This window comes from Streptomyces sp. NPDC091376, from assembly GCF_044757085.1.
GTDB lineage: Bacteria > Actinomycetota > Actinomycetes > Streptomycetales > Streptomycetaceae > Streptomyces > Streptomyces pratisoli.
Genome location: NZ_JBIVUF010000012.1, coordinates 182,912 through 209,260, shown reverse-complemented (window position 1 = coordinate 209,260; position 26,349 = coordinate 182,912). Strand labels below are relative to the sequence as shown.

Annotated in this window: 26 protein-coding genes and 1 pseudogene; 6 read left to right on the top strand and 21 right to left on the bottom strand. The window is 69.6% G+C overall.

The window, feature by feature from the left end; translation table 11 throughout:
- Nucleotides 1-11: 11 nt before the first annotated feature.
- The 15 genes from ACIQMR_RS25590 to ACIQMR_RS25520 form a co-directional block, all read right to left on the bottom strand.
- A complete protein-coding gene (locus ACIQMR_RS25590) occupies nt 12-641 on the bottom strand; it encodes a hypothetical protein (protein WP_401391529.1) in 630 nt (209 codons plus the stop codon).
- Nucleotides 642-805: 164 nt separating this feature from the next.
- Nucleotides 806-1,474, bottom strand: a complete 669-nt coding sequence (locus ACIQMR_RS25585; protein WP_401391525.1) for an OmpA family protein — start codon at nt 1,472-1,474, stop codon at nt 806-808.
- Entirely contained in the window at nt 1,474-2,070 is a 597-nt protein-coding gene (locus ACIQMR_RS25580) for a hypothetical protein (RefSeq protein WP_401391522.1), read from the bottom strand. Before ACIQMR_RS25580 ends, ACIQMR_RS25585 begins: the two co-directional genes overlap by 1 nt.
- Before the next feature lie 31 nt (nt 2,071-2,101).
- Nucleotides 2,102-2,701 (bottom strand): pilus assembly protein TadG-related protein, encoded by a 600-nt coding sequence (locus ACIQMR_RS25575; protein WP_401391519.1) that lies wholly within the window; start codon nt 2,699-2,701, stop codon nt 2,102-2,104.
- A complete protein-coding gene (locus ACIQMR_RS25570) occupies nt 2,701-2,934 on the bottom strand; it encodes a hypothetical protein (protein ID WP_266382336.1) in 234 nt (77 codons plus the stop codon). The genes ACIQMR_RS25575 and ACIQMR_RS25570 overlap by 1 nt, the downstream gene beginning before the upstream one ends.
- A 200-nt stretch (nt 2,935-3,134) precedes the next feature.
- Nucleotides 3,135-4,253 (bottom strand): response regulator, encoded by a 1,119-nt coding sequence (locus ACIQMR_RS25565; protein WP_401391516.1) that lies wholly within the window; start codon nt 4,251-4,253, stop codon nt 3,135-3,137.
- A 79-nt stretch (nt 4,254-4,332) separates the two neighbouring features.
- The gene (locus tag ACIQMR_RS25560; RefSeq protein ID WP_401391709.1) at nt 4,333-5,646 is read right to left on the bottom strand and encodes a sensor histidine kinase; all 1,314 of its coding nucleotides are present in this window, start codon (nt 5,644-5,646) and stop codon (nt 4,333-4,335) included.
- A gap of 207 nt (nt 5,647-5,853) precedes the next feature.
- Complete coding sequence (locus tag ACIQMR_RS25555; protein ID WP_401391706.1) at nt 5,854-6,744, bottom strand: DUF5936 domain-containing protein; 891 nt, start codon at nt 6,742-6,744, stop codon at nt 5,854-5,856.
- A 24-nt stretch (nt 6,745-6,768) separates the two neighbouring features.
- Nucleotides 6,769-7,710 (bottom strand): type II secretion system F family protein, encoded by a 942-nt coding sequence (locus ACIQMR_RS25550; protein WP_401391513.1) that lies wholly within the window; start codon nt 7,708-7,710, stop codon nt 6,769-6,771.
- Nucleotides 7,711-7,830: 120 nt separating this feature from the next.
- A complete protein-coding gene (locus ACIQMR_RS25545) occupies nt 7,831-9,171 on the bottom strand; it encodes a CpaF family protein (RefSeq protein ID WP_401391511.1) in 1,341 nt (446 codons plus the stop codon).
- Nucleotides 9,172-9,203: 32 nt separating this feature from the next.
- Nucleotides 9,204-9,578, bottom strand: a complete 375-nt coding sequence (locus ACIQMR_RS25540; RefSeq protein WP_401391508.1) for a TadE/TadG family type IV pilus assembly protein — start codon at nt 9,576-9,578, stop codon at nt 9,204-9,206.
- A 3-nt stretch (nt 9,579-9,581) separates the two neighbouring features.
- On the bottom strand, nt 9,582-9,968 hold the full coding sequence (locus ACIQMR_RS25535) for a TadE family protein (RefSeq protein ID WP_401391505.1): 387 nt from the start codon (nt 9,966-9,968) through the stop codon (nt 9,582-9,584).
- Between the two features lie 29 nt (nt 9,969-9,997).
- Nucleotides 9,998-11,239, bottom strand: a complete 1,242-nt coding sequence (locus ACIQMR_RS25530; RefSeq protein WP_401391502.1) for a CpaE family protein — start codon at nt 11,237-11,239, stop codon at nt 9,998-10,000.
- A gap of 7 nt (nt 11,240-11,246) precedes the next feature.
- Complete coding sequence (cpaB, locus tag ACIQMR_RS25525; protein WP_266382317.1) at nt 11,247-11,957, bottom strand: Flp pilus assembly protein CpaB; 711 nt, start codon at nt 11,955-11,957, stop codon at nt 11,247-11,249.
- A gap of 144 nt (nt 11,958-12,101) precedes the next feature.
- Nucleotides 12,102-12,980 (bottom strand): hypothetical protein, encoded by an 879-nt coding sequence (locus ACIQMR_RS25520; RefSeq protein ID WP_358669672.1) that lies wholly within the window; start codon nt 12,978-12,980, stop codon nt 12,102-12,104.
- Between the two features lie 424 nt (nt 12,981-13,404).
- Between ACIQMR_RS25520 and ACIQMR_RS25515 the strand changes: the two genes are divergently transcribed.
- The 4 genes from ACIQMR_RS25515 to ACIQMR_RS25500 all read left to right on the top strand — a co-directional run bounded on the left by ACIQMR_RS25515 (nt 13,405) and on the right by ACIQMR_RS25500 (nt 17,942).
- The gene (locus tag ACIQMR_RS25515) at nt 13,405-14,946 is read left to right on the top strand and encodes a hypothetical protein (protein ID WP_401391498.1); all 1,542 of its coding nucleotides are present in this window, start codon (nt 13,405-13,407) and stop codon (nt 14,944-14,946) included.
- Between the two features lie 25 nt (nt 14,947-14,971).
- Nucleotides 14,972-15,610, top strand: a complete 639-nt coding sequence (locus ACIQMR_RS25510) for a hypothetical protein (protein ID WP_401391495.1) — start codon at nt 14,972-14,974, stop codon at nt 15,608-15,610.
- Nucleotides 15,607-16,053 (top strand): hypothetical protein, encoded by a 447-nt coding sequence (locus ACIQMR_RS25505; protein ID WP_401391492.1) that lies wholly within the window; start codon nt 15,607-15,609, stop codon nt 16,051-16,053. Before ACIQMR_RS25510 ends, ACIQMR_RS25505 begins: the two co-directional genes overlap by 4 nt.
- Nucleotides 16,054-16,244: 191 nt before the next feature.
- Nucleotides 16,245-17,942 carry a chitinase gene (locus ACIQMR_RS25500; RefSeq protein ID WP_401391489.1) on the top strand — a complete coding sequence of 566 codons (1,698 nt, stop codon included), beginning with the start codon at nt 16,245-16,247 and terminating at the stop codon, nt 17,940-17,942.
- Nucleotides 17,943-18,056: 114 nt separating this feature from the next.
- Here the strand turns inward: ACIQMR_RS25500 and ACIQMR_RS25495 are convergent, their stop codons facing one another.
- Both ACIQMR_RS25495 and ACIQMR_RS25490 read right to left on the bottom strand, forming a co-directional pair.
- Nucleotides 18,057-18,527 carry a hypothetical protein gene (locus tag ACIQMR_RS25495; RefSeq protein ID WP_401391486.1) on the bottom strand — a complete coding sequence of 157 codons (471 nt, stop codon included), beginning with the start codon at nt 18,525-18,527 and terminating at the stop codon, nt 18,057-18,059.
- 22 nt (nt 18,528-18,549) lie between these two features.
- Nucleotides 18,550-19,869, bottom strand: coding sequence for an Nramp family divalent metal transporter (locus ACIQMR_RS25490; protein WP_401391483.1), 1,320 nt, complete (start codon nt 19,867-19,869; stop codon nt 18,550-18,552).
- 161 nt (nt 19,870-20,030) lie between these two features.
- Between ACIQMR_RS25490 and ACIQMR_RS25485 the strand changes: the two genes are divergently transcribed.
- Both ACIQMR_RS25485 and ACIQMR_RS25480 read left to right on the top strand, forming a co-directional pair.
- Nucleotides 20,031-21,374 carry a M14 family metallopeptidase gene (locus ACIQMR_RS25485; protein WP_401391480.1) on the top strand — a complete coding sequence of 448 codons (1,344 nt, stop codon included), beginning with the start codon at nt 20,031-20,033 and terminating at the stop codon, nt 21,372-21,374.
- 115 nt (nt 21,375-21,489) lie between these two features.
- Nucleotides 21,490-22,359: a TIGR04222 domain-containing membrane protein gene (locus ACIQMR_RS25480; protein ID WP_401391477.1), complete on the top strand. Its 870-nt coding sequence runs from the start codon at nt 21,490-21,492 to the stop codon at nt 22,357-22,359.
- Between the two features lie 57 nt (nt 22,360-22,416).
- Here ACIQMR_RS25480 and ACIQMR_RS25475 read toward each other — a convergent pair.
- The 4 genes and pseudogenes from ACIQMR_RS25475 to ACIQMR_RS25460 form a co-directional block, all read right to left on the bottom strand.
- Nucleotides 22,417-23,876: pseudogene (locus ACIQMR_RS25475) on the bottom strand (GntP family permease).
- Between the two features lie 131 nt (nt 23,877-24,007).
- Nucleotides 24,008-24,418, bottom strand: a complete 411-nt coding sequence (locus ACIQMR_RS25470) for a RidA family protein (RefSeq protein WP_358669658.1) — start codon at nt 24,416-24,418, stop codon at nt 24,008-24,010.
- A complete protein-coding gene (locus ACIQMR_RS25465; RefSeq protein ID WP_401391473.1) occupies nt 24,415-25,164 on the bottom strand; it encodes an IclR family transcriptional regulator in 750 nt (249 codons plus the stop codon). The genes ACIQMR_RS25470 and ACIQMR_RS25465 overlap by 4 nt, the downstream gene beginning before the upstream one ends.
- Nucleotides 25,161-26,183: a sugar kinase gene (locus tag ACIQMR_RS25460; RefSeq protein WP_401391703.1), complete on the bottom strand. Its 1,023-nt coding sequence runs from the start codon at nt 26,181-26,183 to the stop codon at nt 25,161-25,163. The genes ACIQMR_RS25465 and ACIQMR_RS25460 overlap by 4 nt, the downstream gene beginning before the upstream one ends.
- Nucleotides 26,184-26,349: the final 166 nt, after the last annotated feature.

The following is a 26,349-nucleotide window of genomic DNA, read 5'->3' as shown; positions in this document are numbered from 1 at the left end:
GCAGCGTCAGCTCAGTTGTCGAACCAGACCACGAGTCGGACGTTGTCGTCACCGTGCTGCGAGGCGAGTGCCTCCATTACGGTCCAGACCGGCTTCCACTCGCCGTCATCCGGAACAGCCGCCCGGCGGTGGAGTTTCACGGATCTGTAGAGAGTGTCGCCGATCAGCCATTCGCTTCCTTCGGGCCACTCCTGAACGTGGTCCGGCCCTGGTTCGGAAAGGCCGACGGCCTGCGCGAACCGAGGGCTCCAGGAAGCCTTCCCCGTCAACCTGAGTCCGTCCGCGGTCTGCCGGTACTGATGGAGTCGACTGTCGGGCTTCTCCGCAGGCTCGTCCCAGTCGACTGCCTTCAGCTCGGCCCAGGTGATCCATGTGGTGCCGTATGCCTGATCCGGCCACTGGGCGAGCTTGTCGAGTTCGGCACGCACAGCCTTGGACGCATCGGCCGGCAACCCGCGATCTGCGGCGAGCGGCCGGAAGTTGGCGTAGTTGCGGACGCCGAAGAGGCAGCCGAACGCGTCATAGTTCCTGGTGACGTTCAGCAAGAAGAGGTCGATAGCGGCTCGCCAGGCGGAGTGCCCGCCCTCGTCGTGGAGGTGCCAAGCTCGGCATTCGACAAAGCCGCTGATGTCCGTCCCCATGGCAGAGATTCTGCCCCCGGCGTGAATCCGTTTGGACGGCGGCTCCGATCACCGGTGCGACGGCTCTGGCCTTCGAGTCTCACGGCGGCGGCAGGGATGCCGCCGCCGCCCACCATCTCTGCCGAGACCACGCGGCGCGATCTGAGACTCCGTACGGAGCCAGGTCAGCTCTGGGAGCCGCCGCCCTTCTCACCGCGCGGGAAGGAGACCTCCACCCGGCGGTTCTTCTTGCGGCCTTCCTCGCTGCCGTTGTCGGCGATCGGGAACTGCTCGCCATAGCCGCGGATCTCGTAGCTGATCCCGGCGCCGGAGAGCTGCTTCGACAGCACGCCGTGCACGGCGTCGGCCCGCTGCTTGGAGAGGACGTCACCGTGTGCGGAGGAGCCGAGGTTGTCGGTGAAGCCGAAGACGCGGACCTTCTTGGCGCCCTGCTTCGTGATCTCCGCCGCGATCTCGGCGATCCGGGCGTTGGCGGCGCCGGACAGCTTGGCGCTGTCCTTGCCGAAGAGCACCTCCGCCTGGAGCGCGAACTTCAGGTTCGAGCTGGTCTCCTCGCGGCGCTCCTCACCGCCCTCGGACTCGACGACGGAAACGATGTCGAGCACGCGGGCGGGGGCGAGGGTCGCGCCGTCGCGGAGCTTGAGGCCGGGCGCGTTCCCGTCGACCTCGGGTGGCGGGGAGGTCGACTCGGTGCCCGGTGGCGTGCCGGCGCTGGGGGTTTCATCGGCCCAGGCGCCCCCGACGACGGTGAACTGCAGGCTCACGACGAGCGCGGCGGCGGTGAGGACGGATGCCGCGGTCCGGCGGGAGCGGTGTGTCGTGGCGGCCCTCATCAGGAGATCGCAATCGTGGCGGTGGGCATCAGGGGAATCTGGATGGCGACCTCGGTCGTCCCGTCGGGCGGAGCCGGGAACTGCGCGAAGAACGCGGTTCCGGCAGCATCGATGTTGCTGATACCGGTCGTGGTCAGGGGGTATCCGTCGGTGTCACGAAGCACGTAGTAGCGCTTCTTCTCCGCTTTGTCGACAAGAGTGATGCCCGCGAGGGAACGGCCGGTACCGCGTACCACCTGCTCCTGACCGTTCCACTCGATGGGGGCGTAACTCGTCTTGCCCGCCGTGCTCTTGATGGTGCCGGACACGGTGAGGAATCCGCCGGTGTCACGGACCGCGCTGTGGATGACGATCTGCAACCCGTTGCTGCCGTTGATCGTTGCCAGAGTCTGGCTGGTGTCCGGCACGGTGTTGCCGCCGCCCTCTTCTTCCTTGGGCTTGCTGTTTCCCGAAGCGGCGGGGGCGGAGCTGCTCCCCTGGTCCTTGGCCGCCCCCTCGCCGTCACCGCCACATGCGGTGAGCGACAGAGTCAGCGTTGTCGCGAGGAGAGCGGCGGTGGCCACCCTGCGAGTCGTCACTCCGTACCGGACATGCATGATTGGTGAATTCCTTCGCGTTCGTTCTCGGTCAGTTCTCGGCCAGCCGGATGTCGAAGAGGTCCTCCCCGGCGGGCGGAGGGCCTTGGCCCACCAGCCAGGGCACGATTCCCTTGCACGTCAACGTCCCCAAGGGCTTGGGTACCGGCGTGTAGATGCACCTTGATTCGAGCTCGGCCGTCGCTTGGGCCTTACCCTTGCCGTCCTCGCCCTCAGTCCCCGGCAGGACCGTGTCACCCACCGGCTTCTGGGACTTGGTGTGGACGGTGAAGCCCCAACGCCCGTTGAAGGCCGGAGAGCAGCCGCCGCCCTGCGTCATATCCACCACGGCATTGTTCTTCTGAGCCATGGGGAAAGCCGCGTGACACCCCCACCAGGATCCGATCTGGCCCAGATTGAAGATCGCCGTGAGGAACGCCGGATTGAGCTTCGCCGGCAACTCCAGCTCGAACTTGTCCCGAGATTCCTTTGCCGCCGCGAGTGCGGCGGCGTCGGCCGCTGTCTGCGTACCGTTGCGTGTGGCACCGGCCTGGCCGACCGCGAAGAACGCGAGCGCGAGAAAGAGCAGGCCCGCTACCACCGTGACGTAGGCGGGAGCGGCCTGCCCTTTCTCGCGAGCGACGCGCAGCATCAGCCCTTCAGAATCTCGCCGACCCGCTGGGTCAGGGCGTTCGCGATGGTGGTGTCGATGTCCGTCCCGACGACCGCCACGATGATCAGCGCAACCAGGACGATCACACCCACGTACTCGACGGCGCCCTGGCCCTTGTCGCTGCGGCGCTGGATCGCCTCGACGGTCGTCTTGGCCCAGGAGCCGATGTAGACGCGGGCGTTGGACGCGGCCTTCAGCGTGATGTTCGACATGGTGTTCCCCTCCAGGTCCGGCCGGCCGGGTGCCGGCCGACTCGTACGAGTCTTTGGTGCCGCTCGCGCTTCCGGCTTCCTCCTGGCCGGTCTCGCTGGCGACATGAGAAACGTACGGGGGGAGAACACTGCTCGGCATGGGCCTCAGGGCCCAACTCCGGGCCCATTCCACGGATTGGGCCCGCTCCTGTCCTGGCACGTCAGCCATGGCTCGCCGGCCCCCCTCGGGAACCTCGCCTCAGGCTGTGCCAGAGGGCGATGGCCTCGCCGCGACTGCCGGCGTTGAGCTTCGCGAAGATGCGGTTGATGTGGTTCTTGACGGTCTTCTGGCTGATGAAGCAGGTGGCCGCGATCTGCTGATTCGTCATGCCGGACGCGATCAGGTCCATCACTTCCACCTCCCGTTGACTCAGCTCCGTCAGCAGCCCTCCGGCACCGCTGGTGCCAGGGTTGGCCCCTGGTGTGACCGACCCTGCTGAAGAATGTGCCATATTCGCTTGCGAAAGCGAAGAGGGCGCATCGAATTGTTGCGGAGGAGTCTCCGCCCTAACTGGGCTCACCTGCTGATTTGTTGACGATGGGTTGACACGACCGATGTTCGTGTCGTGTGCGGTTGCAGATGCTCCGGGCTGATATCCGGGACCGTCGAAGGCCGTACCGAGACCCTCCGGCAGCGGCGGACCTGTCGGCTCGGGATGCGCCTGACCGGTACCCCGTACGGTCGCGAGGAGCGCGCTGGAGGCCGAGGCGGTGAAGGAGGCCCGGCCCTCCTTGATGTCCCTCACCGCGGCGACGAGCTGGTCCGCGGTGAACTCGCCGTGGACCAGGTAGCCGCCCGCTCCGCGCCGCAGGGCCTCGTGGACGATGTCACTCTCACGGCTGTACGTCATCATCAGCACCGGCGCGAGCCGGACGAGGTGCGGGAGAGCGGAGATGCCGTCGACCCCGGGCATGCGTACGTCCAGCAGGATGACGTCCGGCCGGTGCTGGACCGCAGCGTCGTAGGCCTGGCGGCCGTCGGCGGCCTCCGCGACGACGTGGATGTCCTGGCGGCCCTGGAGCAGCACGGTCAGACCTGCTCGTACGACCGGGTTGTCGTCGGCGATCACGACCCGGAGCGTCGGGGCGGGTGCCATGGTGCCGGGGAGGGCGGGGAATTCGCCGGATGCCGCTGCCGCCGCCCCTTGGTGGGCGGGGAAGGCGGACGAACCTGAGGAATGGTCGGAAGTGAGCGGTGTGGCATGCGAGGACGTGTGCTGGGACACGTGGGGATGCTGTGTCCACTGCTGCCCTGAGGTGCGGGAGATGTCGTCCGGCATGGATGCGGCCTCCTCTCGGGATGGTGGGGGACGGGGTGGGAACGGGAGCCGGGTGGGGATCGGTTCGGGGACGCGGCGGTCAGTTCAGGAGCGGCGCCGTTCGCTGCTGACTCGGCACCGCGCCCAGCGGCGGCGGCGCGATCGCCATCAGCGGCAGTTCGAGCCGGACCTCCGTGCCCCGTGCGTGGCGGCCGCGGCCGATGCGGATGCGGGCGCCGATGGACGCGGCCCGTTCGACCATGCCGACGAGACCGAAGTGGCCCGCGCGGCGGAGGTCGTCCAGGGTCGTGCCGGGCGGCAGGCCCGTCCCGTCGTCGTACACGCTGATACGGAGGACGTCACCGACGACGCCGGCGGAGACGTCCAAGTAGCCCGGCCGGCCGTGACGGTGGGCGTTCTCCATGGCCTCCGAGGCGATGGTGAGGGCCTGGCGTGCGACGACCTGCGGCACGGCCGGTACCGGGGCCTGGTTGAGCCGTCGGAAGGTGGCCCTGACCTCGTGCCGTCGGGCGAAGTCCTCGGTACGGGCGGAGAGTTCGTCGAGGACGTCGATTCCGCCGTCGAGCCCCGACTCACGGCGCAGGTCCGACAGCAGCTCCCGCGACTCGGCGGCGGCGCGGCGCGCGGAGCGGGCGACGAGATCCGCCTGGTGCTTGATGGTGAGCGGGTCCATGCGGTCGGCCGTACCGGCCAGTCCGTCCGCGGCCAGCGCCAGCCCGTGCAGGGTCTTGGCGACCGAGTCGTGCATCTCCCGGGCGAGGCGGGCGCGCTCCTCCTCCACCGCCTCGTTGACGGCGAGCCGGGCGCGGGCCTCGGTGAGGGCCTGGCTCGCCGCGCCGAAGCCGAGCATCAGATTGCGCAGGGTGCTGCCGACGGCTCCCGCGATGACACACAGGCCCGGCAGGAGCAGATCGCTGACGCCCGCCTCCACGGTGGGGTTCACGGCGTACGCACCCGCGACGATGAGCGACTGGAGCACGGCGAACACCGCTGCCCCGCGCCAGCTGTAGACCAGCCCGGCGAGCAGCGGGGTGCAGATGGTGACGTAGGCCAGGAGGGACTCGGGGGAGGCGACGGCCAGCAGCAGTGCGCCGAAGAGGGAGTCGACGGCGAGCAGCGTCGGGTGCCGCAGCAGGATGGGCCCGAAGCGCTCCCAGTCGCGCAGGGGGATGTACGACACCATGACCGTGACGATCACGGCGGCGCCGACGAGCCACACGGCCAGCCCCGGTGCGGTGTTGTCCAGGGCGAACGGCGTGGCCAGGCCGATCACCGCCAGCCGGAAGCCGAACACCTGCCGGCAGAGCGCCTGCAGGGCGTTGACCTGGATCGGGAGCGAGGGCACGTGCTGGGAGGCGGTCGCTGTCGCCTGCGGGGGCAGTTCACCGTTCATACCGCCGCCGATGCCGCCGGTGATGCCGGCGCCTGCTCCGCCGCCGAGAGCGGCGATTCGCTGGGCCATGGTGGTCACCTCCTGTCCGAGTTCGGTTCCAGCTCCGGTCCCAGTCCCAGTCCCGGTCCCAGTCCCGGTTCCGGCCGGCTCCTGTTCCCGGTCCGGTTCGCGTTTCGCTCCTGTTCCGGTTGCACTTCCTTCCGGGTCTCAGCCGCCGTTGAGGACGTTGGTGAAGTCGACGCCGGAGCCGTAGTAGAAGCTCACGACGATGAGGATCAAGGTTGCGGGGAGCATGACCATGGTCACGACGAGCGTGGTCTTGGGAACGGCCTTGGCCGCCGTACGCCGGGCGTTCTGAGCGTCCGCGCGGCGCATGTCGGTGGCGATCTGGATCAGGGTGTCGACGATCGGGGCACCCAGTTCCTCGCCCTGCTGGAGGGCGGTGACGAACATCGACACCTGTTCCGACGCGTTCCGCTTCCGCAGTTGCTCGAAGGCCTCGCGGCGGCTGACGCCCATGTCCATCTGGCGCAGGGTGATCCGTAGCTCGTCGGACCACGGCCCCTTGTACTTCTCGGCGACCCGCTCCAATGCCTGGCGGAAGCCGAGGCCGGCCGAGACGACGACGGCGAGGACGTCGAGGAAGTCGGGGAGGGTGCGCTCGATGTCCTGGCGGCGGCGGGTGATGGCGACCCGGATGAGGAAGTCGGTCCACACGAGTCCGTACACGAGGGCGACGACGGCGATCACCGCCTGTCCCCGCGCGAGGAGGGCCAGGGCGGCGGCCGAGCCGAGGATGGTGTAGACGGCGCGGCGCGCGGCGTAGCGGTCGACGGTGATACCGCCGGGGTTGCCCGCCATGTCGAGCCTGCGGCGCAGGGCGTCGACGCGCTTGGGCCCCATCATCGAGAGCACGGTCGGGGCGAAGCGCATGCCCATGCGGTCGACGCCGGAGCCGACCGCGGTGGTGCGCGTGGAGCCCACTTCGAGGGCGATCGCGAGGTCGCTGGGGAGCTTGGCCTCGGCGCGGTACATCCGGATGCCGTGGAACACGCCGTACACGGCGAGACCGAAGGCGACCGCGAGCAGAAGTCCCATCATGTGTCCTCGTGTCCTTCCCGTTCAGACCCGGATCCGGGACATGCCGCGGATCAGGAAGAAGCCGACGGCGTACAGGCCGAAGGCGACGACCACGGCCAGCTGGCCGGTCACCGAGCCGGTCATCTTGTCCAGGGCCCCGGGGGTCATGGCGTTGATCATCAGGAGGAAGCCGAGGCCGAGGAGCGGGACGGCGAAGGCGGTCACCTTCACCTGCGAGAGCATCGTGGTCACCTCTCGCCGCGTCTCCTTGCGCTCCTCCAGGGTCTCGGTCAGGTTGCGCAGCGAGGTGACGACCTGGCCACCGGCCCGGTTGGAGAGGACGAGCGTGGAGACGAGGACGACGAGTTCGCGGGACGGCAGACGGTCGGCGAGTTCGCCGAGGGCGACGTCGAGGGAGTGGCCGACGGAGAGTTGGTCGGCCACGCGCAGCAGTTCCTCGCCCGCCGGGTCGTCGAGTTCCTCGGCCGCCATGGCCAGTGCGGTGCGCATGGCGAGTCCGGCGTGGGTGGCGTTGGCGAGGACGCGGGTGAACTCGGGGAGCTGGTTGATGAAGGCCTCGGTCCGCTTGGCGCGCTGCCAGTTGAGGAAGGCGTTGGCTCCCCACAGTCCGACGAATGCCGCGAGGACGCCGAAGAACGGTGCGAAGATCGCGCCGACGGTGAAGTAGATGGCGAGCAGAGCGCCGATCACGTACACGAGGTACTCGCCCGGGGTGAGGTCGAGCCCGGTCGTGGCGATCTTCCGCTCGATCCGCTTGCCGATCCCCGTCCCGCGAAGGCGTCGGTCCACGCCGCGGAAGCGGCGTCGGCGGCTGCTGGGGAGCGCGATCTGGCCGGTCTGGGACATCCGGTCGACGATCGCCTGCCGTTGGGCCTTGCCCGAGGAGTAGATGTGTACGCCGACGACGCCGAGTACGCAGGCGAGCAGGGTGACGCCGATCGTCAGGAGCGGGAGATTAGCCACGGGCTGAACCTTCTGTCGCGGTCGGGGACACGGCCTCCGCCTTACGGCCTACGGGGCTTACGGGACGCACGGGATTCACGGGGCTCACAGGGTTCACGGGGTTCACGGGGCCCATCGCGCTCATGCCACCGCCTCGCGCAACGCCAGCTGGTCCTCCGACTCGGCGACGCCGAAGGCCGGTGGGATCGGCTCGTTCTTCATGTACAGGCGTTCGGCGACCCGGCGCGGCAGCGGGAGGTACTCGAAGACGCCGTGGATCCGGCCGTCGGCGGACATGGGCTGGGCGTCGAACCGGCAGACGGTGACGATCCGGTACTCCTCCCTTCCATGGGAGTCGACGATGGCGATCTCCGTGATCCGTCGGGAGCCGTCGGCGTGGCGGGTCAGCTGGACGATGACGTCGACGGCGCTGTTGATCTGGTCCTTGATCGCCACGAACGGGATCTCGACGTCCGACATGGAGCCCAGGGTCTGGAGCCTCATCAGCGCGTCCTCGGCGCTGTTGGCGTGGACCGTGGCGAGGGAGCCGTCGTGACCGGTCGACATTGCCTGGAGCATGTCAAGCGTCTCGCCGCCTCGGACCTCACCGACGATGATGCGGTCGGGGCGCATTCGCAGCGAGTTGCGGACCAGGTCGCGGATGGTGATCTGGCCCTTGCCCTCGACGTTCGCCGGGCGGCTCTCCAGGGTGATGACATGGCTCTGCTGGAGCTGGAGCTCTGCCGAGTCCTCGATGGTGACGATGCGCTCCCCCTCCGGGATCAGCCCGGAGAGCGCGTTGAGCAGGGTGGTCTTTCCCGTACCGGTGGCGCCGGAGACGATCACGTTGAACTTGGCGCGGACGAGCCCGGACAGCAGCATCGTCATCTGCTCGTCGAGCGAACCGAGCTCGATCATCTCGCGCAGCGTGAAGGCCCGCGGGAAGCGCCGGATCGTGAGGATCGGTCCGGAGAGGGAGAGCGGCGGGATGATCACGTTGACTCGCTCGCCGCTGGGAAGCCGGGCGTCGACCATGGGAGTGGCCTCGTCCACCCGGCGGTTCACCGTGGAGACGATGCGCTCGATGGTCTGCATCAGCTGTTCGTGGGAGCTGAAGCGCATCGGCAGCTTCTCCAGCCGGCCGCGCCGCTCGACGAAGACCTGCTCGGGGCCGTTGACCATGATCTCGCTGATGGAGGCGTCTTCGAGCAGGGGCTCCAGGATGCCGAGGCCGAGGGCTTCGTCGACGACGCGGCGGATGAGCTGCGAGCGCTCGATCGACGAGAGGACCGGTCCCTCGCGGCTGATGATGTGACCCAGCACGCGTTCGAGGCGGGCACGGCGTTCGGCAGCCTGAAGGGCGGACATCTCCGCGAGGTCGATCTCCTCCAGGAGCTTGGCGCGGTAGATCCCGACGAGCTGGTTGTCGGAGCCCTGCCCGTTGCTCGGTTCGGGATTGCTGATGCGCGCCCGGAGGCTCATGTGCTCGACTCCTTACGGATGTGCTCGGGTGGTCAGTCGGTGACGGGCATGGTCGCGGAGCGAGTGGCCTCGCCGAAGTCGTCGATGCCGGGGACGATGGACGGGATGGTGACGCGGGCGGTCATGGTGACCTCCTCACCCCAACCACTGCGGTCGATCTGGGTTCCACCGGCCACCCAGTCGCTCATCGCCTCCTTGCCCGCCCGCTGGCCGTCGCCGTTCCCGATCGATTCGCTGCGAGCCGCCGCCCGCGCGCCCGTACCCGCCTGCTGTACGGCGTACGCGGCGATGCCGAGCTGGATGGCCGCGAGCGCGATCAGCAGAAGGAGGGGGATCCAGCCGACGTACTCGAGGGCGGTCTGGCCCCTGTCGCCTTCCTCACGAAGCCGGAGTATGCGCTTCCGCATGGCTCAGCCCTCCCACACGGCGGAGGCCCGCCCGTTGACGGGGATCGGGAGGTCGACGAAGCCGGGGAAGAGGAAGGGGGCTTTGAGGTCCACCCTGGCCTCGAAGAGGCCGTCGCCCTTCCTCTGGCATTGGGTCTGGCCGGCCTGCCACGCGTCGGGAAGCTCCTTCCGCGCGGCCGCCTCGCACGCCGGGCCCGATCCCCAGCCCGCCACCGCGCCCGTCCGGGCGCCTTCGTCCGCCGCGTTGCCCGCCAGCGAGAACGTGTATCCGACGAGGGCCGCCTGCCACAGCAGGATCAGGGTCGCCAGGATGATCGGCACCATCCCGGTGAACTCCACCGCGGTCTGCCCGCGGTCCTCTCGCCAGTCGGTAACCACCGCGATGCGCATCGCTTCAACTCGCCCCCTCGTGACGTGGTTCAGGTCCGGCGCCGGATGCCCAGCGCGCCCCGGTCGCTCCTCAACCTGCCCTGTTTCTGCGGTGCTTCATTCGTCTTCACCAGTCCCAGTTCTCCCGCCAGCCCCCACAGCGCCTGCTTGACCGTGGACTTGGCCTCCAGGTCCTGCATCCGGCCCGCGTCGACGAGGGCCTGCAGTTCCTTGAAGTTGGCGGGGATCACGACCTTGGACACCCGGGTCGAGGTGATCCTCTCGACCAGGGCGGGCTGTATCTCCGTGTTGCGTACGTACCGGTTGACGACGGTCACCGTCTCCTCCGCCTTGCGGATCTGGAGGCGGTCCCAGAGCCGGACCATGCGCTTGGCCGCCCGCACCGCGACTACGTCCGGGGTCGTGACGAGCAGCGTCGTGTCGGCCATTTCGATCGCCGCCGCGTTGGCGCCGTTCATGTAGCTGCCGCAGTCGACGACCACCACTTCGTAGCGGTTGCGCAGGGCGCTGACGATCTGCCGCACCGACCGGTCGGTGACCTCCTCGCCGCGTTCGCCCTCCCCCGGTGCCAGCAGCAGCCCCATCCCGCTCTCATGGGCGTAGACCGCGTCCTGGAGGACCCGTGGCGAGAGGTCCTGGATGCCGGACAGATCGACGATCGAGCGGCGGAACTGCACGTCCAGGTACGAGGCGACGTCGCCGGACTGCAGGTCGAGGTCGGCCAGGGCGACGGTCCTGCCCGAGGCCCTGGCGGCGAGGGCGAGCTGTACGGCGGTGACGGTGGTGCCGACGCCGCCCTTGGCGCCGCTGACGGTGACGACGGTGCCGCCCGGTCCGGTGAACACGTCGCCGCCGGAGCCCAGATGGCGTCGTACGCCGACGGACCAGGCGGCCGCGGCCTGTACGCGCTGGGCCAGCTCCTCGTAGGAGATCGGCAGGCCGACGAGACCCCGTGCCCCGGAGTCCATCGCGGCCGAGTACAGGCCGGGGCTCGCGTCCGCGGTGACGAGGATGACGCCGACGGCAGGGAAGCGGAGGGCCACCTCCCGGATCAGTTCGAGTGCCGGTACCGGTCCGATCCGCTCGTGGACGAGGACGACCTCCGGGAGCTCGTCGATCGACTCGGTGGCGAGCCGCGCCAGGGTGTCGATCAGCGAGGTGGAGTCACCGACCGGCCCGGCCGGCTCCGCCTCGGGGAGCTGGCCGAGCAGGGTGGTGATGGATCGGACGGCGTCGGCGTCACCGACGGCCGGGAGGATTCTGGTCGTCATCCGGCTCTCACTTGTCCCCTTCGAGGGTGTAGGTGCCCTCTCCCGGGCGCAGCTGCGTCGAACCGCCGGCGGCGAGCAGCGCGAGCCGCACGTTCACCGCGAACGACTCGGCGTACGCCACGCGTTGGGCATCCTTGGTCGTCAGAGCGAAGGTGATCGGGACGGCCTCGCGCAGGGTGCCGCGGCGGTCGTCCTCCTTGGGCTCGAGCGCGGTGAGCCGGCCGACGTCGAGCACCCGGGCGTTGGGGACGATGACGCGCGACTGGGCCTTGACCCCACCCTGGTCGTCGGCGGGGAACGTGGCGTAGATGTTGACGGCGTCACCCGCTCTGATCTTGCCCGCGACACCGGTCGCGGCATCGATCATGATGGCGATCTCCTGCTCGTCCCGGTCGAGTTCGGGCCGCTTGACGAACATGTCGTCCTGGAGCAGCGAGCCCTTCTTGAGCTGGGTGACCGCCACCTTGCCGCCGACGACCGACACATCGGTCACCGCGTTCTTGGAGAGCCAGCGCTTGGGGATCTTTATCTTCTCGAACTGGCCGGGCTGCAGGGCCTGGTACGGGGCGACATCCGACTTGACCCGGTAGGCGTCCACCTCGGGACCGACCTTGGAATTCACGTCGCTGATCACCGAGAGCACACCGGCGAACGCGCCGAAGGCGCACAGGACCGAGAGGAGCAGAAGGATGATGCCGCGGCGTTGGCGTGAATTCATGAGCGGGGCGACCTCGTTGGGAGACGTGGGCTGACGAGCGGACGGATACGCGGACTGGCGGGCGGACCGGTGGGTGCGGTGCGGGCGCGTACGACCGGGGCAGCCGGGCCGCCATCGGTCCGTGCGTACCGCCCCGGCGGCGCCCTACGACCCGTGGTTCATCGGTGTTCCTTGGCCTAGGACACCCGTGGCGTGCGTTCGGTTCTCGACAGCCGCGAGCGGTGCCGAGCAGAATCCGCAGCGGTCACCGATGAGTTCGATGCCGCACCAGGTGCACACCTCCCGTCGTACCGAGGAAACCAGCTGATAGATGACGGAGATATCAGGGAGAAAGGCGGCGAATTCGACCATCCGGGGCGTTCCCCACCAGCGTGGTGAATCGGCCGGCAACGCCGTCTCCTGCATTCCCTGGACCTGCCATGCGGGAGCCAGGGTGGATTTCACCCATTCCGACTGCAGCTGCCCTTTTGCCACCAGGAGCTGTGTGGCGAACTCGGGCCCGGCGAGGTCTCCGTTGCCGATCCTGATCAGCTGTGGGGTGGGGTTGGCCACGACCCCGAACTGCGAGCCCGGCACCCACGACTTGGCGTGCGACTTGAGGCTCACCGGGACACGGTCGAGCTTGGTGACCGAGTTGAGCAGCGCGCCCGCGTAGATGTAGTGCGACAGGAGCCGTGCGGCGGACGCGACGACCCCCGCGCTGAAGTCGCAGATGGACAACTGCCTCAGCTGGCGGACCAGGACGGACACGCCGAGCGGCGGCAGGTCGAGTTTGAGGAGCGCGATGCGGTCGCTCTCCAGGACCGAGCGGACGGTGTGCAGTCTGCGCTCGTGGGCGGCGGGGATGGAGGCGGGGTAGAGGGCGATCACGTAGCCGTTCTGCTCGACCAGGACCTGCATGTCGGCGAGCGCGGCATCGAGCGGCTGGGCGTCCGGCGAGTGCAGCAGCGCCGCGGTGGGCGTCTGGCGGTCGGTCGGCGGTAGCACCAGATCGGCGCTGGTCACAGCAATTGCGGTCGGCACGCTGATTCCCCGTTCAGCTTCGGTCGCCGTCGTGACGGCGACCGCAGATCCTTACTGCTCCGTACTGCTCCGTGACTGGTCTCCGTAGTCCTCCTGCACCAGCACTTTATCCACGTCCTACAGGGCAGAGAACAGCTTTCGAGACGCAGTGCCCCAACCCTCACGCAATACTCACCGGCCAAACCGGACGAAGCGGCCAGAGGTTAACTCCCGTACCAGTGAAGGGATTTCGGGAATCGTTCCTTCGATTCCGCGAATTCCTTCCGGGTTCACCGCCACAAGGGCCCAACAGGCCCTCTGGGCCCTGAATGGGGCCCCAGGACCCACGCCCGCCCCCGCTCTCCTTCCGTAGCGTCCGAATCCGGCCGGTACCGACAGCGGCATCGGTGACGGGAACGGGCTCGACGGTCCGAGGGGGTACGGCATGGAACAGGGGTCCGCCCGCGGACGCCACCCGGGACGCGACCGGGGCGCCACGGCCACGGAGTACGTCGGCGTCATCGTCGTCTCCGCCGCCGTGCTCGGTGCGCTCGTCGGCACCGGGATCGACGGGACCATCGCCGAGAAGCTGCGCTGCCTGGTCACCTTCGGCGGCTCCTGCGGCACCGGCGACGGCAGCGGCCAGGACGAGGCCGCCCCGAGGACCGACGCCGACTACGAGCCCGCGCTCTGCCAGATCTCCTCGGTCAGCGACAAGGCCGGCGCCAAGGCCAAGCTGCTGTTCATCGAGTGGGGCGAGGAGTACGGCTTCCAGCAGCAGACGTATCAAGCCAAGACCGACGTCAACAAGGACGGCACGGTCGACGAGAACGACCAGCAGGTCCTGATGACGTTCACCGACGCCGCCTCGATCGCCGCCAGGAAGGACTGGAAACCGGGCGCCAAGGTCGGCAGGTTCGGCTCCGACAAGGTCGAGCTGGGCGCCGGGATCAAGGTCACCAACGGGGACACCTGGGTGTTCGACAGCGAGGCGGACGCGAAGGCCTTCCGCGACGACATCGAGAGCCTGAAGACCTACGAGCTGACCAACCGGCACGCGGGCGCCAAGGGCGGCGGGCTCGGGAGCAGCATCCTCTACCTCTTCGGCAAGGGCCCGATGGCCGAGGAGGAGAAGCTGCGCAACCGCATCGACGAGAAGCTCGGCAACCGGCACATCAGCTACGGCAAGGTCGGCATCGAGGCCGGTGCGGCCGGCGGGCTCAAGCTGTCGGCCGACGACGAGAGGAAGCTCAGCGCCACGCTCGGCGGGAACTTCAGGTTCTCCCCCGAGGCGACCTGGACCGACAACGAGTTCAAGGGCACCAAGTCGTACACCTACAGCGCGTCGGTCGAGTACGGCACCAAGGCCGGCTACGAGGCCGGACCCGTCGGCGCGGAGGCGTCCGCGTCGACGACCCGGACGGGGACCATCACCGTCACCCACGACAAGAGGACCGGCGAGCTGCTGCGGATCGACATGACGCGGACGGTCGAGAAGGGTGCCGCCAAGGACGGGGTGAAGGTCGGCGGGGACAACGGCATGGAGGGCTCCGGCAAACGCGGCGGGAGCGGCTCGGCCAAGGGCGGCGACCAGGAGACGGGCATCGAGGTCGTCACCGACTCCGTCGTCGTCCCGCCGGGCGCCGAGGGCGCGAAGCAGCGCGCGATCGCCCAGCGGTGGCTGGACGGGGACGGACAGTACGCGGCGCCCTTCAGCTACATGTTCGGCGACCACGCGCCGACGAAGCGGCCCGGGAACGACGACCCGTTCGGACAGCTGCTCTTCGACGAGGGGCTGTCGAGCCGGACGACGTACACGGGCCTGCCCGACGCGGCGGAGTACGGCTTCGAGCTCAACCTGGGACTGAGTCTCGGCTTCTCGGTCTCCACCGAGAAGAGGGAGGAGATCCTCGATGACGCGGAGTTCCTGGGCGCTCCACAGGGAGGTGGCCGCAGCTATGTCCCGTACAGCTACTGTGCGAACTGATCCCGGCGACAGGAGCACCGAGGCCATGGGTACCGACGCCATGAGCACCGACGCGACGTGCACCCACGCGACGAGCACCCATGCCACGAACACCGGCGCCCCGCGCACCGCGAGAAGGACGGCAGGGCGGCTGCTCTCGGCCGCGTCCCTGACCGTGGCCCTGCTGGGCACCGCCGCGTGCGGGTCGGGTGCGCAGGCCGGGACGGCACCCGAGGGCTGGGGGGTCCTGGAGACGGCTGCCGTCACGGTCGCCCACCCGCCCGCGTTCACGGAGCAGGGCGATGCCGTACGCAGCAGGTTCAACGCGGCGGCGGCCACCCTGAGCGAGGGCGGCAGGGCCGTGGGCACGATCACCGTGCAGCTGGGCTTCACCGAGGCCGACTCGGCCGAGGAGGCGGCGATCGGCGCCGAGGCCGCGATCGCGCTGGGCTCCACGCTCAAGGGCCACAAGGAGGTCACGGTCGCCGGCCCGGAGGGCGGGAGGGCACAGGCCCGGCGGATCGACTTCGCGTTCACGGTGAAGGGGGACCGGGTCGACGGCGTGATCGTCGCGGGTCTCGACGCGGACGGGAAGGCGTACGCGGTCCGGGTCGACGCGGTGCGGGGGCGGCTCGGGGACGACGACCTGAAGAGGATCATCGAGTCGGTCACGGTGCGCGGATGACGAGGTACGGCGAGCCCGGGGCACAGGCCCGGCGGGACCAGGGGCGCAAAGCGGCGGTGCTCGCGCTCGTGCGCGCCTGGGCGGCCGGTGTCGTCGTCCTGGTGTTCACCGAGTACGTACAGGCCACGGTCGTGTACGAGCACGTGGCGACGGCATCGCGGATGGAGACGTTCGGCGGCCGCCTGCTGTTGATCCATCTGCCGAACGCCGTGTGCATCGCACTCGCCGCCTGGGCCGCGGCCCGCGTCCACGGGGACCCGTACCGGTACTCCACGCCGCGGCATCTGACGGCGGCGCTCACCGTGCCGGTGGCGGCGCAGCTGCTGAACATGGCGGTGCAGTGGGAACAGCTGGCGTTCGAGGGGCTGCTGATGTCGAACGCGGTGCTGGTCCTGGGCTGTGTGGTGGGGTGCGCGGCGGACCGTCTGCAGGAGGACGGCTGAGCGGCGCGGGGACGCTCGACAGGCAGGGCTCGGTCCGGTGGGGACCGGGCCCTTTCGTATACGACCTTCCGCCACAGGTCTTGACAACCGGATTGGTCTGGACCAGCTTTACGCCCAGCGGTGGCCACCGTTCCCGTACGTCCTCCCCTCCCCTCACTCCTCTCCCCCAACTCCCCCACGGAGGCAGCAAAGTGGAACGCACCACACGCAGACGCAGATGGCTCGGCGGAGTCCTGGCGCTGGCCGTGGGCGCCGGGCTCGGGCTGGCCGGCGGCGCGGGCACCGCGGTGGCCGCCGATGTGAACAACGCGAAGAACGCCGGGTTCGAGTCGGGACTCGCCAACTGGACCTGTTCCGCCGGGAGCGGTGCCGTCGTGTCCTCGCCCGTGCACGGCGGGGCCTCGGCGCTCAGGGGCACGCCCAGCGGCCAGGACCACGCGCGGTGTGCGCAGACCGTGACCGTGAAGCCCAACTCGACGTACCAGCTGAGCGCCTGGGTGCAGGGCTCGTACGTGTACCTCGGCGCGAGCGGGACCGGCACGACCGACGTGTCGACCTGGACACCGGGCGGCTCCGGCTGGTCGCAGCTGAGCACCAGTTTCACGACGGGCGCGAGCACGACGTCGGTGACCGTCTACACGCACGGCTGGTACGGGCAGGCGGCCTACTACGCCGACGACGTCTCGGTGTTCGGGCCGGACGGGGGCGGCGGCGGTGACCCCGACCCGGTGGTGCCGCCGACCCCCGGTGGGCTGGCCGTCGGTGCGGTGACCTCGTCGTCCGTGGCGCTGAGCTGGAACGGCGCCTCCGGCGCGACCGGCTACAACGTGTACCGGAACGGCGCCAAGGTCCAGTCGGTGACCGGGACCTCGTCCACCGTGACGGGGCTGGCGGCGTCGACGTCGTACCAGTTCCAGGTGAGCGCGACGAACGCCGCCGGGGAGTCCGCGAAGTCCGCGGCGGTGACCGGGACGACGACCAACGGCGGCGGCACGGGCAACCCGGCCGTGCCGAGGCACGCGCTGACCGGTTACTGGCAGAACTTCAACAACGGCGCCACCGTGCAGAAGCTGCGTGACGTGCAGTCGCAGTACGACATCATCGCGGTGTCGTTCGCCGACTCGACGGCGACGCCCGGTGAGATCACCTTCAATCTGGACCCGGCCGTCGGCTACGGCTCGGTGGACGAGTTCAAGAGCGACATCAGCGCGAAGAAGAGCGCCGGCAAGTCGGTGATCATCTCGGTCGGCGGCGAGAAGGGCAACGTCACCATCAACAGTGACGCCTCCGCGACCGCCTTCGCCAACAGCGCCTGGTCACTGATGCAGCAGTACGGCTTCACCGGTGTCGACATCGACCTCGAGCACGGCATCAACTCCACCTATCTGACGAAGGCGCTGCGCCAGCTGTCGCAGAAGGCGGGCTCCTCGCTCGTCCTGACGATGGCGCCGCAGACCATCGACATGCAGAACACCGGCACGGAGTACTTCAAGACCGCGCTCGCGGTGAAGGACATCCTCACGGTCGTCAACATGCAGTACTACAACAGCGGTTCGATGCTCGGCTGCGACCAGAAGGTCTACTCCCAGGGCTCGGTGGACTTCCTCACCGCGCTCGCCTGCATCCAGCTCGAGGGCGGTCTCGACCCGTCGCAGGTCGGCCTCGGTGTCCCGGCGTCCACCCGGGGCGCGGGCAGCGGGTACGTCGACCCGCAGATCGTGAAGAACGCGCTGGACTGCCTGACCCGCGGCACCAACTGCGGTTCGTTCAAGCCCTCGCGTACGTACCCGTCGCTGCGCGGGGCGATGACCTGGTCGACGAACTGGGACGCGACGGCCGGCAACGCCTGGTCCAACGCGGTCGGACCGCACGTCCACAACCTGCCGTAACCCGACCTGCCGGAACACAACCTGCCGTAACCCGACCCGACGTCATCCCTACCCTCCCCGCGACAGGCAGCGCCGTCGTCCCCACCGGCGGCGCTGCCGCTTGCGTGCGGCCGGTCAGTACGCCTGCGGACGGCCGGGGAGGGTGAGGTAGAAGTGGACCACGGGAGCGATCTCTTCGAGCCACTCCTTGAGGACGCCCTTGCGGCGGGCGGTGACCCGGCACTCGTAGAGCATGCCGCCGGCGTGCGCGACGGCGACCATGAGCACGGTGCCGTACGGGGCGGGGGCGTAGTGCACGGTCGCGATCTGCGCCCAGGGGAACTCCAGGGTGTGGCCCTGGATCTCCAGGGCCACACCCGACGCGTCGACGATGACCGAGTTGTGCCGGTCGTGGGCGATGAACTCGGGGTCCACCGCGGGGGACGGCGCACCGTAGCCGGGCTGGGGCGACCCGTACGGGGCCTGGGGCGGCGGACCGTACGAGGGCGGGGGCGGCCCGTACGGAGGCTGCGCGGGCACCGGTGTCGGAGGGCCGAAGCCTGGCTGCGGCGGACCGTACGAGGGCGGCGGCGGGCCGTATGTCATGTACGCCAGTATGGCGGGCGGTTCACCACGGGAGTTCACGCACCTGCTGCACGCACAGCACGATGAAAAGCAGCCCGGCTGTGGCCAGCATGCCGTTGCTGAGCCGGCCGTTGCGCCATTCCCTCGGTGTGCGCGAGGAGTTGAGCAACCAGACCAGGGTCAGCGCGAGGAACGGCATGAAGAACGCCCCGATCACGCCGTAGACGATCACCAGGCCGAAGGGCTGGTTGAGGAAGAGAAGCGCGATCGGCGGGAAGGTGAGCCACAGCAGGTACGCGCGGAACGGGAGGGACCTCTCACGGGGGGTGCCGGACGGGACGAGTGAGGGACGGTAGTGGGCGACGAAGTCCGCGAACATCAGGCTGACGCCGTGCCAGACGCCGATCAACGAGGTGAAGGACGTGGCGAAGAAGCCGATCAGGAAGACCTTGGCGGTGGTGGCGCCGTAGCGGTCCTCCAGGACGGTGCCGAGGTCCAGCAGGCCCTTGTCGCCCTTGGCGAGCGCGACCCCCGAGGAGTGCAGCAGTTCGGCACCGACGAAGAGCATCGCCACGACGAAGACGCCGGTGGTGAGGTAGGCGACACGGTTGTCGAGCCGCATCACCTTCATCCAGCCGGCGTCCTTCCAGCCCTTGGCATTGACCCAGTAGCCGTACGCGGCGAGCGTGATGGTGCCGCCGACGCCGCCGATGAGCCCCAGCGTGTAGATGAGGGAACCGTCCGGGAGGACCGGCACGAGACCGGCGAACGCATCGCCCAGGTGCGGGGTGACCCGGACGGCCAGATAGACGGTGACGACGAACATCACGCCCACCAGTACCGTCATGACCTTCTCGAACACGGCGTACCGGTTGAACCAGACGAAGACCAGTCCGACGAGACCGCAGGCGACGGCCCACCACTTGAGGTCCATGACGTCGGGGAAGAGGGCGCCGAGCGGGAGGGCGCTGGAGGACATCGCGGCCGCGCCGTAGACGAAGCCCCAGACGACGACGTACCCGGCGAAGTAGACCGTGGTCCATGAGCCGAGGCTGCGCCAGCCGTCGAAGAGGGTGCGACCGGTGGCGAGATGCCACCGGCCCGCGGCCTCCGCGAGAGAGATCTTGACGAGACAGCCGATGACCGCGGCCCACAGCAGGGTGTAGCCGAACTTGCTGCCCGCGATCAGCGTGGCGACGAGGTCACCGGCGCCGACGCCGGTCGCGGCGACGACGATGCCGGGGCCGATGTGGCGCCAACTCGCCTTGCGGAGGGGAGTGGCCGGTGCGCCCGACCCGTCCGCCGCCGTGCCTCCTGCGCCCACCGTGCCTCCCGGGTCTACTGTGCCTGCCGTGTCCGCCATGGTTGCCGCCGCCTTTCCGCTCACCGTCGAGCGTCATCAGAACTCGTGGCCGAAGCTCGCTCTTGACCGGGCCATGCCATACCCCGACCATGTGCCCGTCACACCCGCATCACCCGCACGTCGCATTCAGCCACCCCCACACTCCCTACCCAGGAGACAGCATGCGACTTCGTATTCGCGGCAGCGGCGGAAGGTCGGTCACCCTCGCGGCTCTGCTGGCGCTCGCCGTCGCGGTCCCGTTCACGGCCACCGCCTCGCCCGCGCCGGACAACGCCCCGACCGCCCAGGCCCCTGCCGAGGAGCAGACCCGGCAGTACGAGATCCACGGCCCCTCCACGGTCGCCGAGCGCACCGCCATCGCCGCCACCGGTGTCTCGATCGACGAGGCCCATGACCACACGGTCGTCATCAGCGCGGACGCCGCCCAGGCCAAGCGGCTCCGCGCCCTCGGCCATGTCCTCGAAGCCCTGCCCGCACCGCCGGCGCGCAAGGCCGCGGGCGCGGCGGCCGAACCGTTCGACTTCCCGTCGGCGGACGCCCGCTACCACAACTACGCGGAGATGACGGCGGAGATCGACCAGCGCACCGCCGCCCACCCGAGCATCATGAGCAAGCGGGTGATCGGCAAGTCGTACCAGGGCCGGGACATCGTCGCCATCAAGATCAGCGACAACGTCGGCACGGACGAGAACGAGCCCGAGGTCCTCTTCACCCACCACCAGCACGCGCGCGAGCACCTCACGGTCGAGATGGCGCTGTACCTGCTGCGCGAGCTCGGCGACGACTACGGCACCGACTCACGCATCACCAACGCGGTCAACGGCCGTGAGATCTGGATCGTGCCGGACCTCAACCCGGACGGCGGCGAGTACGACATCGCCACCGGCTCCTACCGCAGCTGGCGCAAGAACCGGCAGCCCAACTCCGGCTCCTCGTCGGTCGGTACGGACATGAACCGCAACTGGAACTTCAAGTGGGGCTGCTGCGGCGGCTCCTCGGGCTCCACGGGTTCCGAGACCTACCGCGGCCGGGCCGCCGAGTCCGCGCCCGAGGTGAAGGTCGTCGCCGACTTCGTGCGCTCCCGTGTGGTCGGCGGCAAACAGCAGATCAAGACCGGCATCGACTTCCACACCTACAGCGAGCTGGTGCTCTGGCCGTACGGCTACACGACGGCGAACACCGCCCCGGGCCTGACCCAGGACGACCGGGACGCCTTCGCCACCGTCGGCGGGAAGATGGCGGCGAGCAACGGCTACACGCCCGAGCAGTCCAGCGATCTGTACATCACCGACGGGTCGATCGACGACTGGCTGTGGGGCAACCAGAAGATCTTCGCGTACACCTTCGAGATGTACCCGACGGGCTTCGGCGGCGGCGGCTTCTACCCGCCCGACGAGGTGATCGAGCGCGAGACGAGCCGTAACCGCGACGCGGTGCTGCAACTGCTGGAGAACTCGGACTGCATGTACCGGTCGATCGGCAAGGAGCAGCAGTACTGCTCCTGAGCGCCGCCGTTCCGAGCGCACCTGAACTGTCCGGAAACAGATGACCGAGAAGGTGGTTGAATCTTCTCCCGTCGTGGCACAACACCATCGTGTGCCACGACGGGGGGAGTGCCACATGACGGTCATCATGACCCTGGCCACGGTGACGGCGGCGCTGCTGATCGGCGCCTCGCTGACCGTACTGATCCGCTTCCGGCGCCGGGCCGTTCGCGAGAACGCCCAACGGCCGCCCGCGCCGCTGCCGCACGATCCGCTGACCGTCGCCGTCCTCGCGGGCGGCGTGCCGCGGCTCACCCATACCGTCCTGTTCCGGCTGCACGCCGCCGGCCGGATCCGGTCCACGAAGCGCGGCCATACGATCCAGCCCGCGGCGGACGGCGCCGCGGCGTCGACGGCGGTGGACGGGATACTCCTGGCCAAGGGCCTCGGCATCAGGATCACCTCCGCCGAGGCCCGGCAGGCGCTCGCCACCGCCGGGCCGGTGGACCAACTGACCTCGCGCCTGGTGAAGGACGCCTTCCTCTGGGACGCGGGGACGACCCGCCGCTGGAACGCGTGGTCCGTGGCGCACACCGTCCTGTGCATCGCGGCCCTGGGCGTCGCGCTCACCGCGACGGGCGGCCTGTTCGAGCCGTCCGCCGCGGTCCTGGGCATCATCGCCGGCACCGGGATCGCCCTGCGGCTGTCCCTCGTCCGCCTGGACCGGCTCACCCCGGTGGGGCGGGCGGCCCTGAGGCAGCTGCGTGCGGAGTACAAGAGCCGTGACGAGCAGGAGGGCCGGTCCGGCTCGCACTGGGCGGAACTGGACCGGCCCGGCCTTCATCTGGGTACGGACGCGAACGGCCTGGGCGTCGCCCTCCTCGGTACGAAGGTCATCGCCGACGCGAAGGTGCGGCGCCGTATCAACCCCGACGGTACGAAGGGCTCCGGGTGCGGAGGCGGGGGCGGTTGCGGAGGCGGCTGTGGCGGGGGCTGCGGCGGCTGACCCGTACGAGACGCCGAGGAGGCCCCGGACGAGCCCGCTCGCGCGGCGCCCGGGCAGCTACACCGCGAGGCTGAGCGCCGCCGCCACCGCGAAGCCCGCCACCGAGAGCACCGACTCCAGCACCGTCCAGGACTTCAGCGTGTCCCGCTCCGAGATGCCGAAGTACTTGGAGACGATCCAGAATCCGCCGTCGTTGACGTGCGAGGCGAAGATCGAGCCGGCCGAGATCGCCATGATGACGAGGGCGAGGAAGGCCTGCGAGTGGCCGCCGCCCTCGACGAGCGGGAGGACGATGCCCGCGGTCGTCACGATCGCGACCGTCGCGGAGCCCTGGGCGACGCGCAGCACGAGCGAGATCAGATAGGCGAGGACGATGACCGGCAGACCGACGTCGTTGAAGGTGTCGGAGAGCGCCTGGGCGACCCCGCTGGCCTTCAGGACGGCGCCGAAGACGCCGCCCGCGCCGACGACGAGCAGGATGTTGCCGACCGGCTTGAGGGACTGGGTGGACACCGATTCCAGCGACCTGCGGGACCAGCCGCGCCGGATGCCCAGCAGGTAGTACGCCAGGAACAGGGCGATCGTCAGGGCGACGAAGGGTTGCCGAAGAACTCGATGACCGAGCGCAGCGTGGACTCGTCGAGCGCGATGGAGGAGAACGTCGCGGCGAGGATGAGGACCAGCGGCGTACCGATGATGGCCAGGACCGTGCCGAGCGGGACGGGGGCCTCGTCGGCGCCCTTGCGGTCGGCCGCCACCGCTGCCTTGGCGTCCTCAGCGGCCTCGACCATGTCCTCCGGTACGGGGACGAAGATGCGCTTGCCGATCCAGGAGGCGTAGACCCAGGCGGCGAGGACGGCCGGGATGCCGACGACGATGCCCATGAGGATGACCCAGCCGAGCGAGACGTGCAGCAGTCCGGCGGCGGCGACCGGGCCGGGGTGGGGCGGCAGGAAGGCGTGGGTCATGGACAGACCCGCGAGCAGCGGCATCGCGTACAGCAGGATCGACTTGCCGGAGCGCTTGGCGGCCGCGTAGACGATCGGCGCGAGGACGAAGATGCCGACGTCGAAGAAGACGGGGATGCCGAAGATGAGGCCGGTGAGGCCCATGGCGAGCGGGGCGCGCTTCTCGCCGAAGAGGTTCAGCAGACGGCTGCTCAACACCTCGGCGCCGCCGGACACTTCGAGGATCGCGCCGAGCATCGTGCCGAGGCCGATGATGATCGCCACATGGCCGAGGATGCCGCCCATGCCGGTCTCGATGACGGAGACGGCCGCGGACTTCTGGACCGTGCCGAAGAGTTCGGTGACGGAGAGCCCGGCGGCGAGGCCGACGGATATGGAGACGGCGAGCAGCGCGACGAACGGCTGCAGCCTGATCTTGATGATCAGGACGAGGAGGAGGGCGATACCGAGTGCGGCGACGGTCAGCAGCCCGGCGGTCCCGGGTATGAGGAGGAGCAGTCCGCCCGTGTGGGGTGTGGGCGGTGGTGGGGCGTCTGCGGCGAGCAGCATGGCAGGGGGACCTCGTTCTCGGGTAGGGGGGAGCGCGGCACGGCGCCGTGCGGAGGGCGCCGTGCCGTGGAGCGGCTGGTGCAGCGGGATCAGCTCGTGGGGAAGCGCTAACGGGATCAGCTCGGGCCTGCTCAGCTCAGGACCGCCAGGGCGTCGATCTCGATGAGCAGTCCGGCGGGCAGGCCGACGTACACGGTCGTACGGGCGGCGGGGGCCTCCTTGAGGCCCTGCTCCTCGAAGTACGCGTTGTAGATCGCGTTCATCTCCGCGAAGTGGTCCACGTCGGTGAGGTAGACGCGGATCATCATCACGTCGTCCCAGCTCGCGCCGCCCTCCTCCAGGATCGCCTTGACGTTGGCGAGGGTCTGGAGGGTCTGCTCGCGCAGGGCCGGCCCGACGACGGTGGGCGCCTGGCCCTCGACGGCCGGGAGGAAGCCGACCTGTCCGGCGACCTGGAGGATGTTGCCCTTGCGCACGCCGTGGGAGAACTTGGCGGGCGGGGTGGTGTGGGTGGCGGGGGTGATCGCGGTCTTCTCGGTCATACGGAGTCCTTGCCTGAGTAGTCACGGGTGATGGCGTCGGCGGTGCGGCGCACCAGCGGGAGCAGGGTGAGGAGTTCCTCGGCGGTGACGACCACGTTCGGCGCGGAGACCGACATGGCGGCGACGACACGGCCGTCCGCACCGCGGATCGGGGCCCCGATGCAGTTGATGGACTCCTCGTGGCCACCGAGGTCGGTGGCCCAGCCCTGTTCGCGTACGGTCGCCAGCTCCCTGAGGAAGGCGACGGCGTTCGGGATCGAACGGGGCGTGTACATGGGGAAGTCGAGGCGCTCGGCGATCGCGCGGCGTTCGGCTTCGGGCAGGTCGGCGAGGAGCAGCTTGGCCACGGCGGCGACGGTGATCGCGACGGGCTTGCCGATCCGGGAGTACATCCGGACCGGGTAGCGGCTCTCCACCTTGTCGATGTAGAGGACCTCGTTCTCCTCGTGGACGGCGAGGTGGACCGTGTGCCCGCACTGCTCGTTGAGGGCAACGAGGTGAGGGTGGGCGATCTCGCGGATGTCGAGGTTCTCGACGGCTTCCTGCGCGAGGGCGAAGAGCCGGGCGCCGAGGCGGTAGCGCTGGTCCTGCTGGCGGTAGACGAGCCCGTGCTCGTGGAGCGTACGGAGCAGACGCAGCGCGGTGGACTTGTGGACGCCGAGCCGCTCGGCGACCTGTCCGAGGTCCGCGGGGCCCTGCGCGAGCAGCGGCAGGATGCTGAGGGCGCGGTCGACGGTCTGGCTCATGACGTACGTACCTCCTCCATGGCCTGGTCGGCTGCGGTCCAGCCGGGGCCGAGGTGCAGTGTCCCCCAGCGCTCGTCGTCCAGGGCGGCGAGACGGTCCGCGTACGCGGTGGGCGGCGGCGTGCCGAGGTCACCGGCGACGGTGAGCGTGGCGGCGGCCGTCAGGTGCCCGTGCCGCAGCCGCGCCTCCACGGGCAGTCCGCGCAAGGTCGCCGACAGGAAGCCGGCGGCGAACGCGTCACCGGCCCCGACGGCGGCGACGACATCGACCCGCGGCGCGGGAACGTGAGTGACGGTGTCCCCGGGGTGCCCGGCCTCGCCGGCCTCAAAGGCGGCGGGGTTCCGGGCGGGGCGGGTGTACGCCAGGGCGCCCCGCGCCCCCTGCTTCACCACGAGCACCGCCGGCTCCGGCAGCGCGCTCCGGATCGCGGCGGCGCCGCGCAGCCCCCACGCCTCCTCCGCCTCGTCCTCGCCCACGAACACGACGTCCGCCCCGCGTGCCAGGTCCAGCAGCACCGCCGGGTCCTCACGCCACAGTCCGGGCCGGTGGTTCACGTCGAACGAGACCAGGGGCCGACCGGCCCGCCGAGCGGTGAGCACCCGCATGAGCCCCAGGCACTCCGGCGACAACGCCGCGGTGATCCCGGACAGATGGAGCACCCTCGCACCGTCGAGGTCCTCGTGGGGAACGTTCGTGGGAGACATCGCGGACGCCGCGGACCCGGCCCGGTAGTAGAGCACCTCGTGCGCGTCCGTCGCCCGGTCGGTCGCCGTGCGGAAGTAGATGCCGGTCGGCCGGTTCGCGTCCCGCCGCACACCGCTCGTGTCGACGCCGTAGGCCGCGACCGCCGCGATCAGATGGTCGCCGAAGCCGTCGGCGCCGACCCGGCTGACCCACTTCACCGCGTGCCCCGCCGCGGCCAGCGCGCACGCGACGTTCGACTCCGCGCCGCCGATGGTGCGGGCGAAGGACGGTACGTCGGCGAGGCGGCCCGGCCGTGAGGGCAGGAACGTGACCATGGACTCGCCGAGGCAGACGACGTCCACGACGTCACCGTCCACTGCTGCGGTTCCGGTCACCCTGGCGCTCCTCGCTCGTCGTACGGGTCCATTGACCCGGTGTCGGCTCGGATGTTAGACAGCGTTAAGCGTTATACGCAATGACCATTGCACATGCTGCAACCAC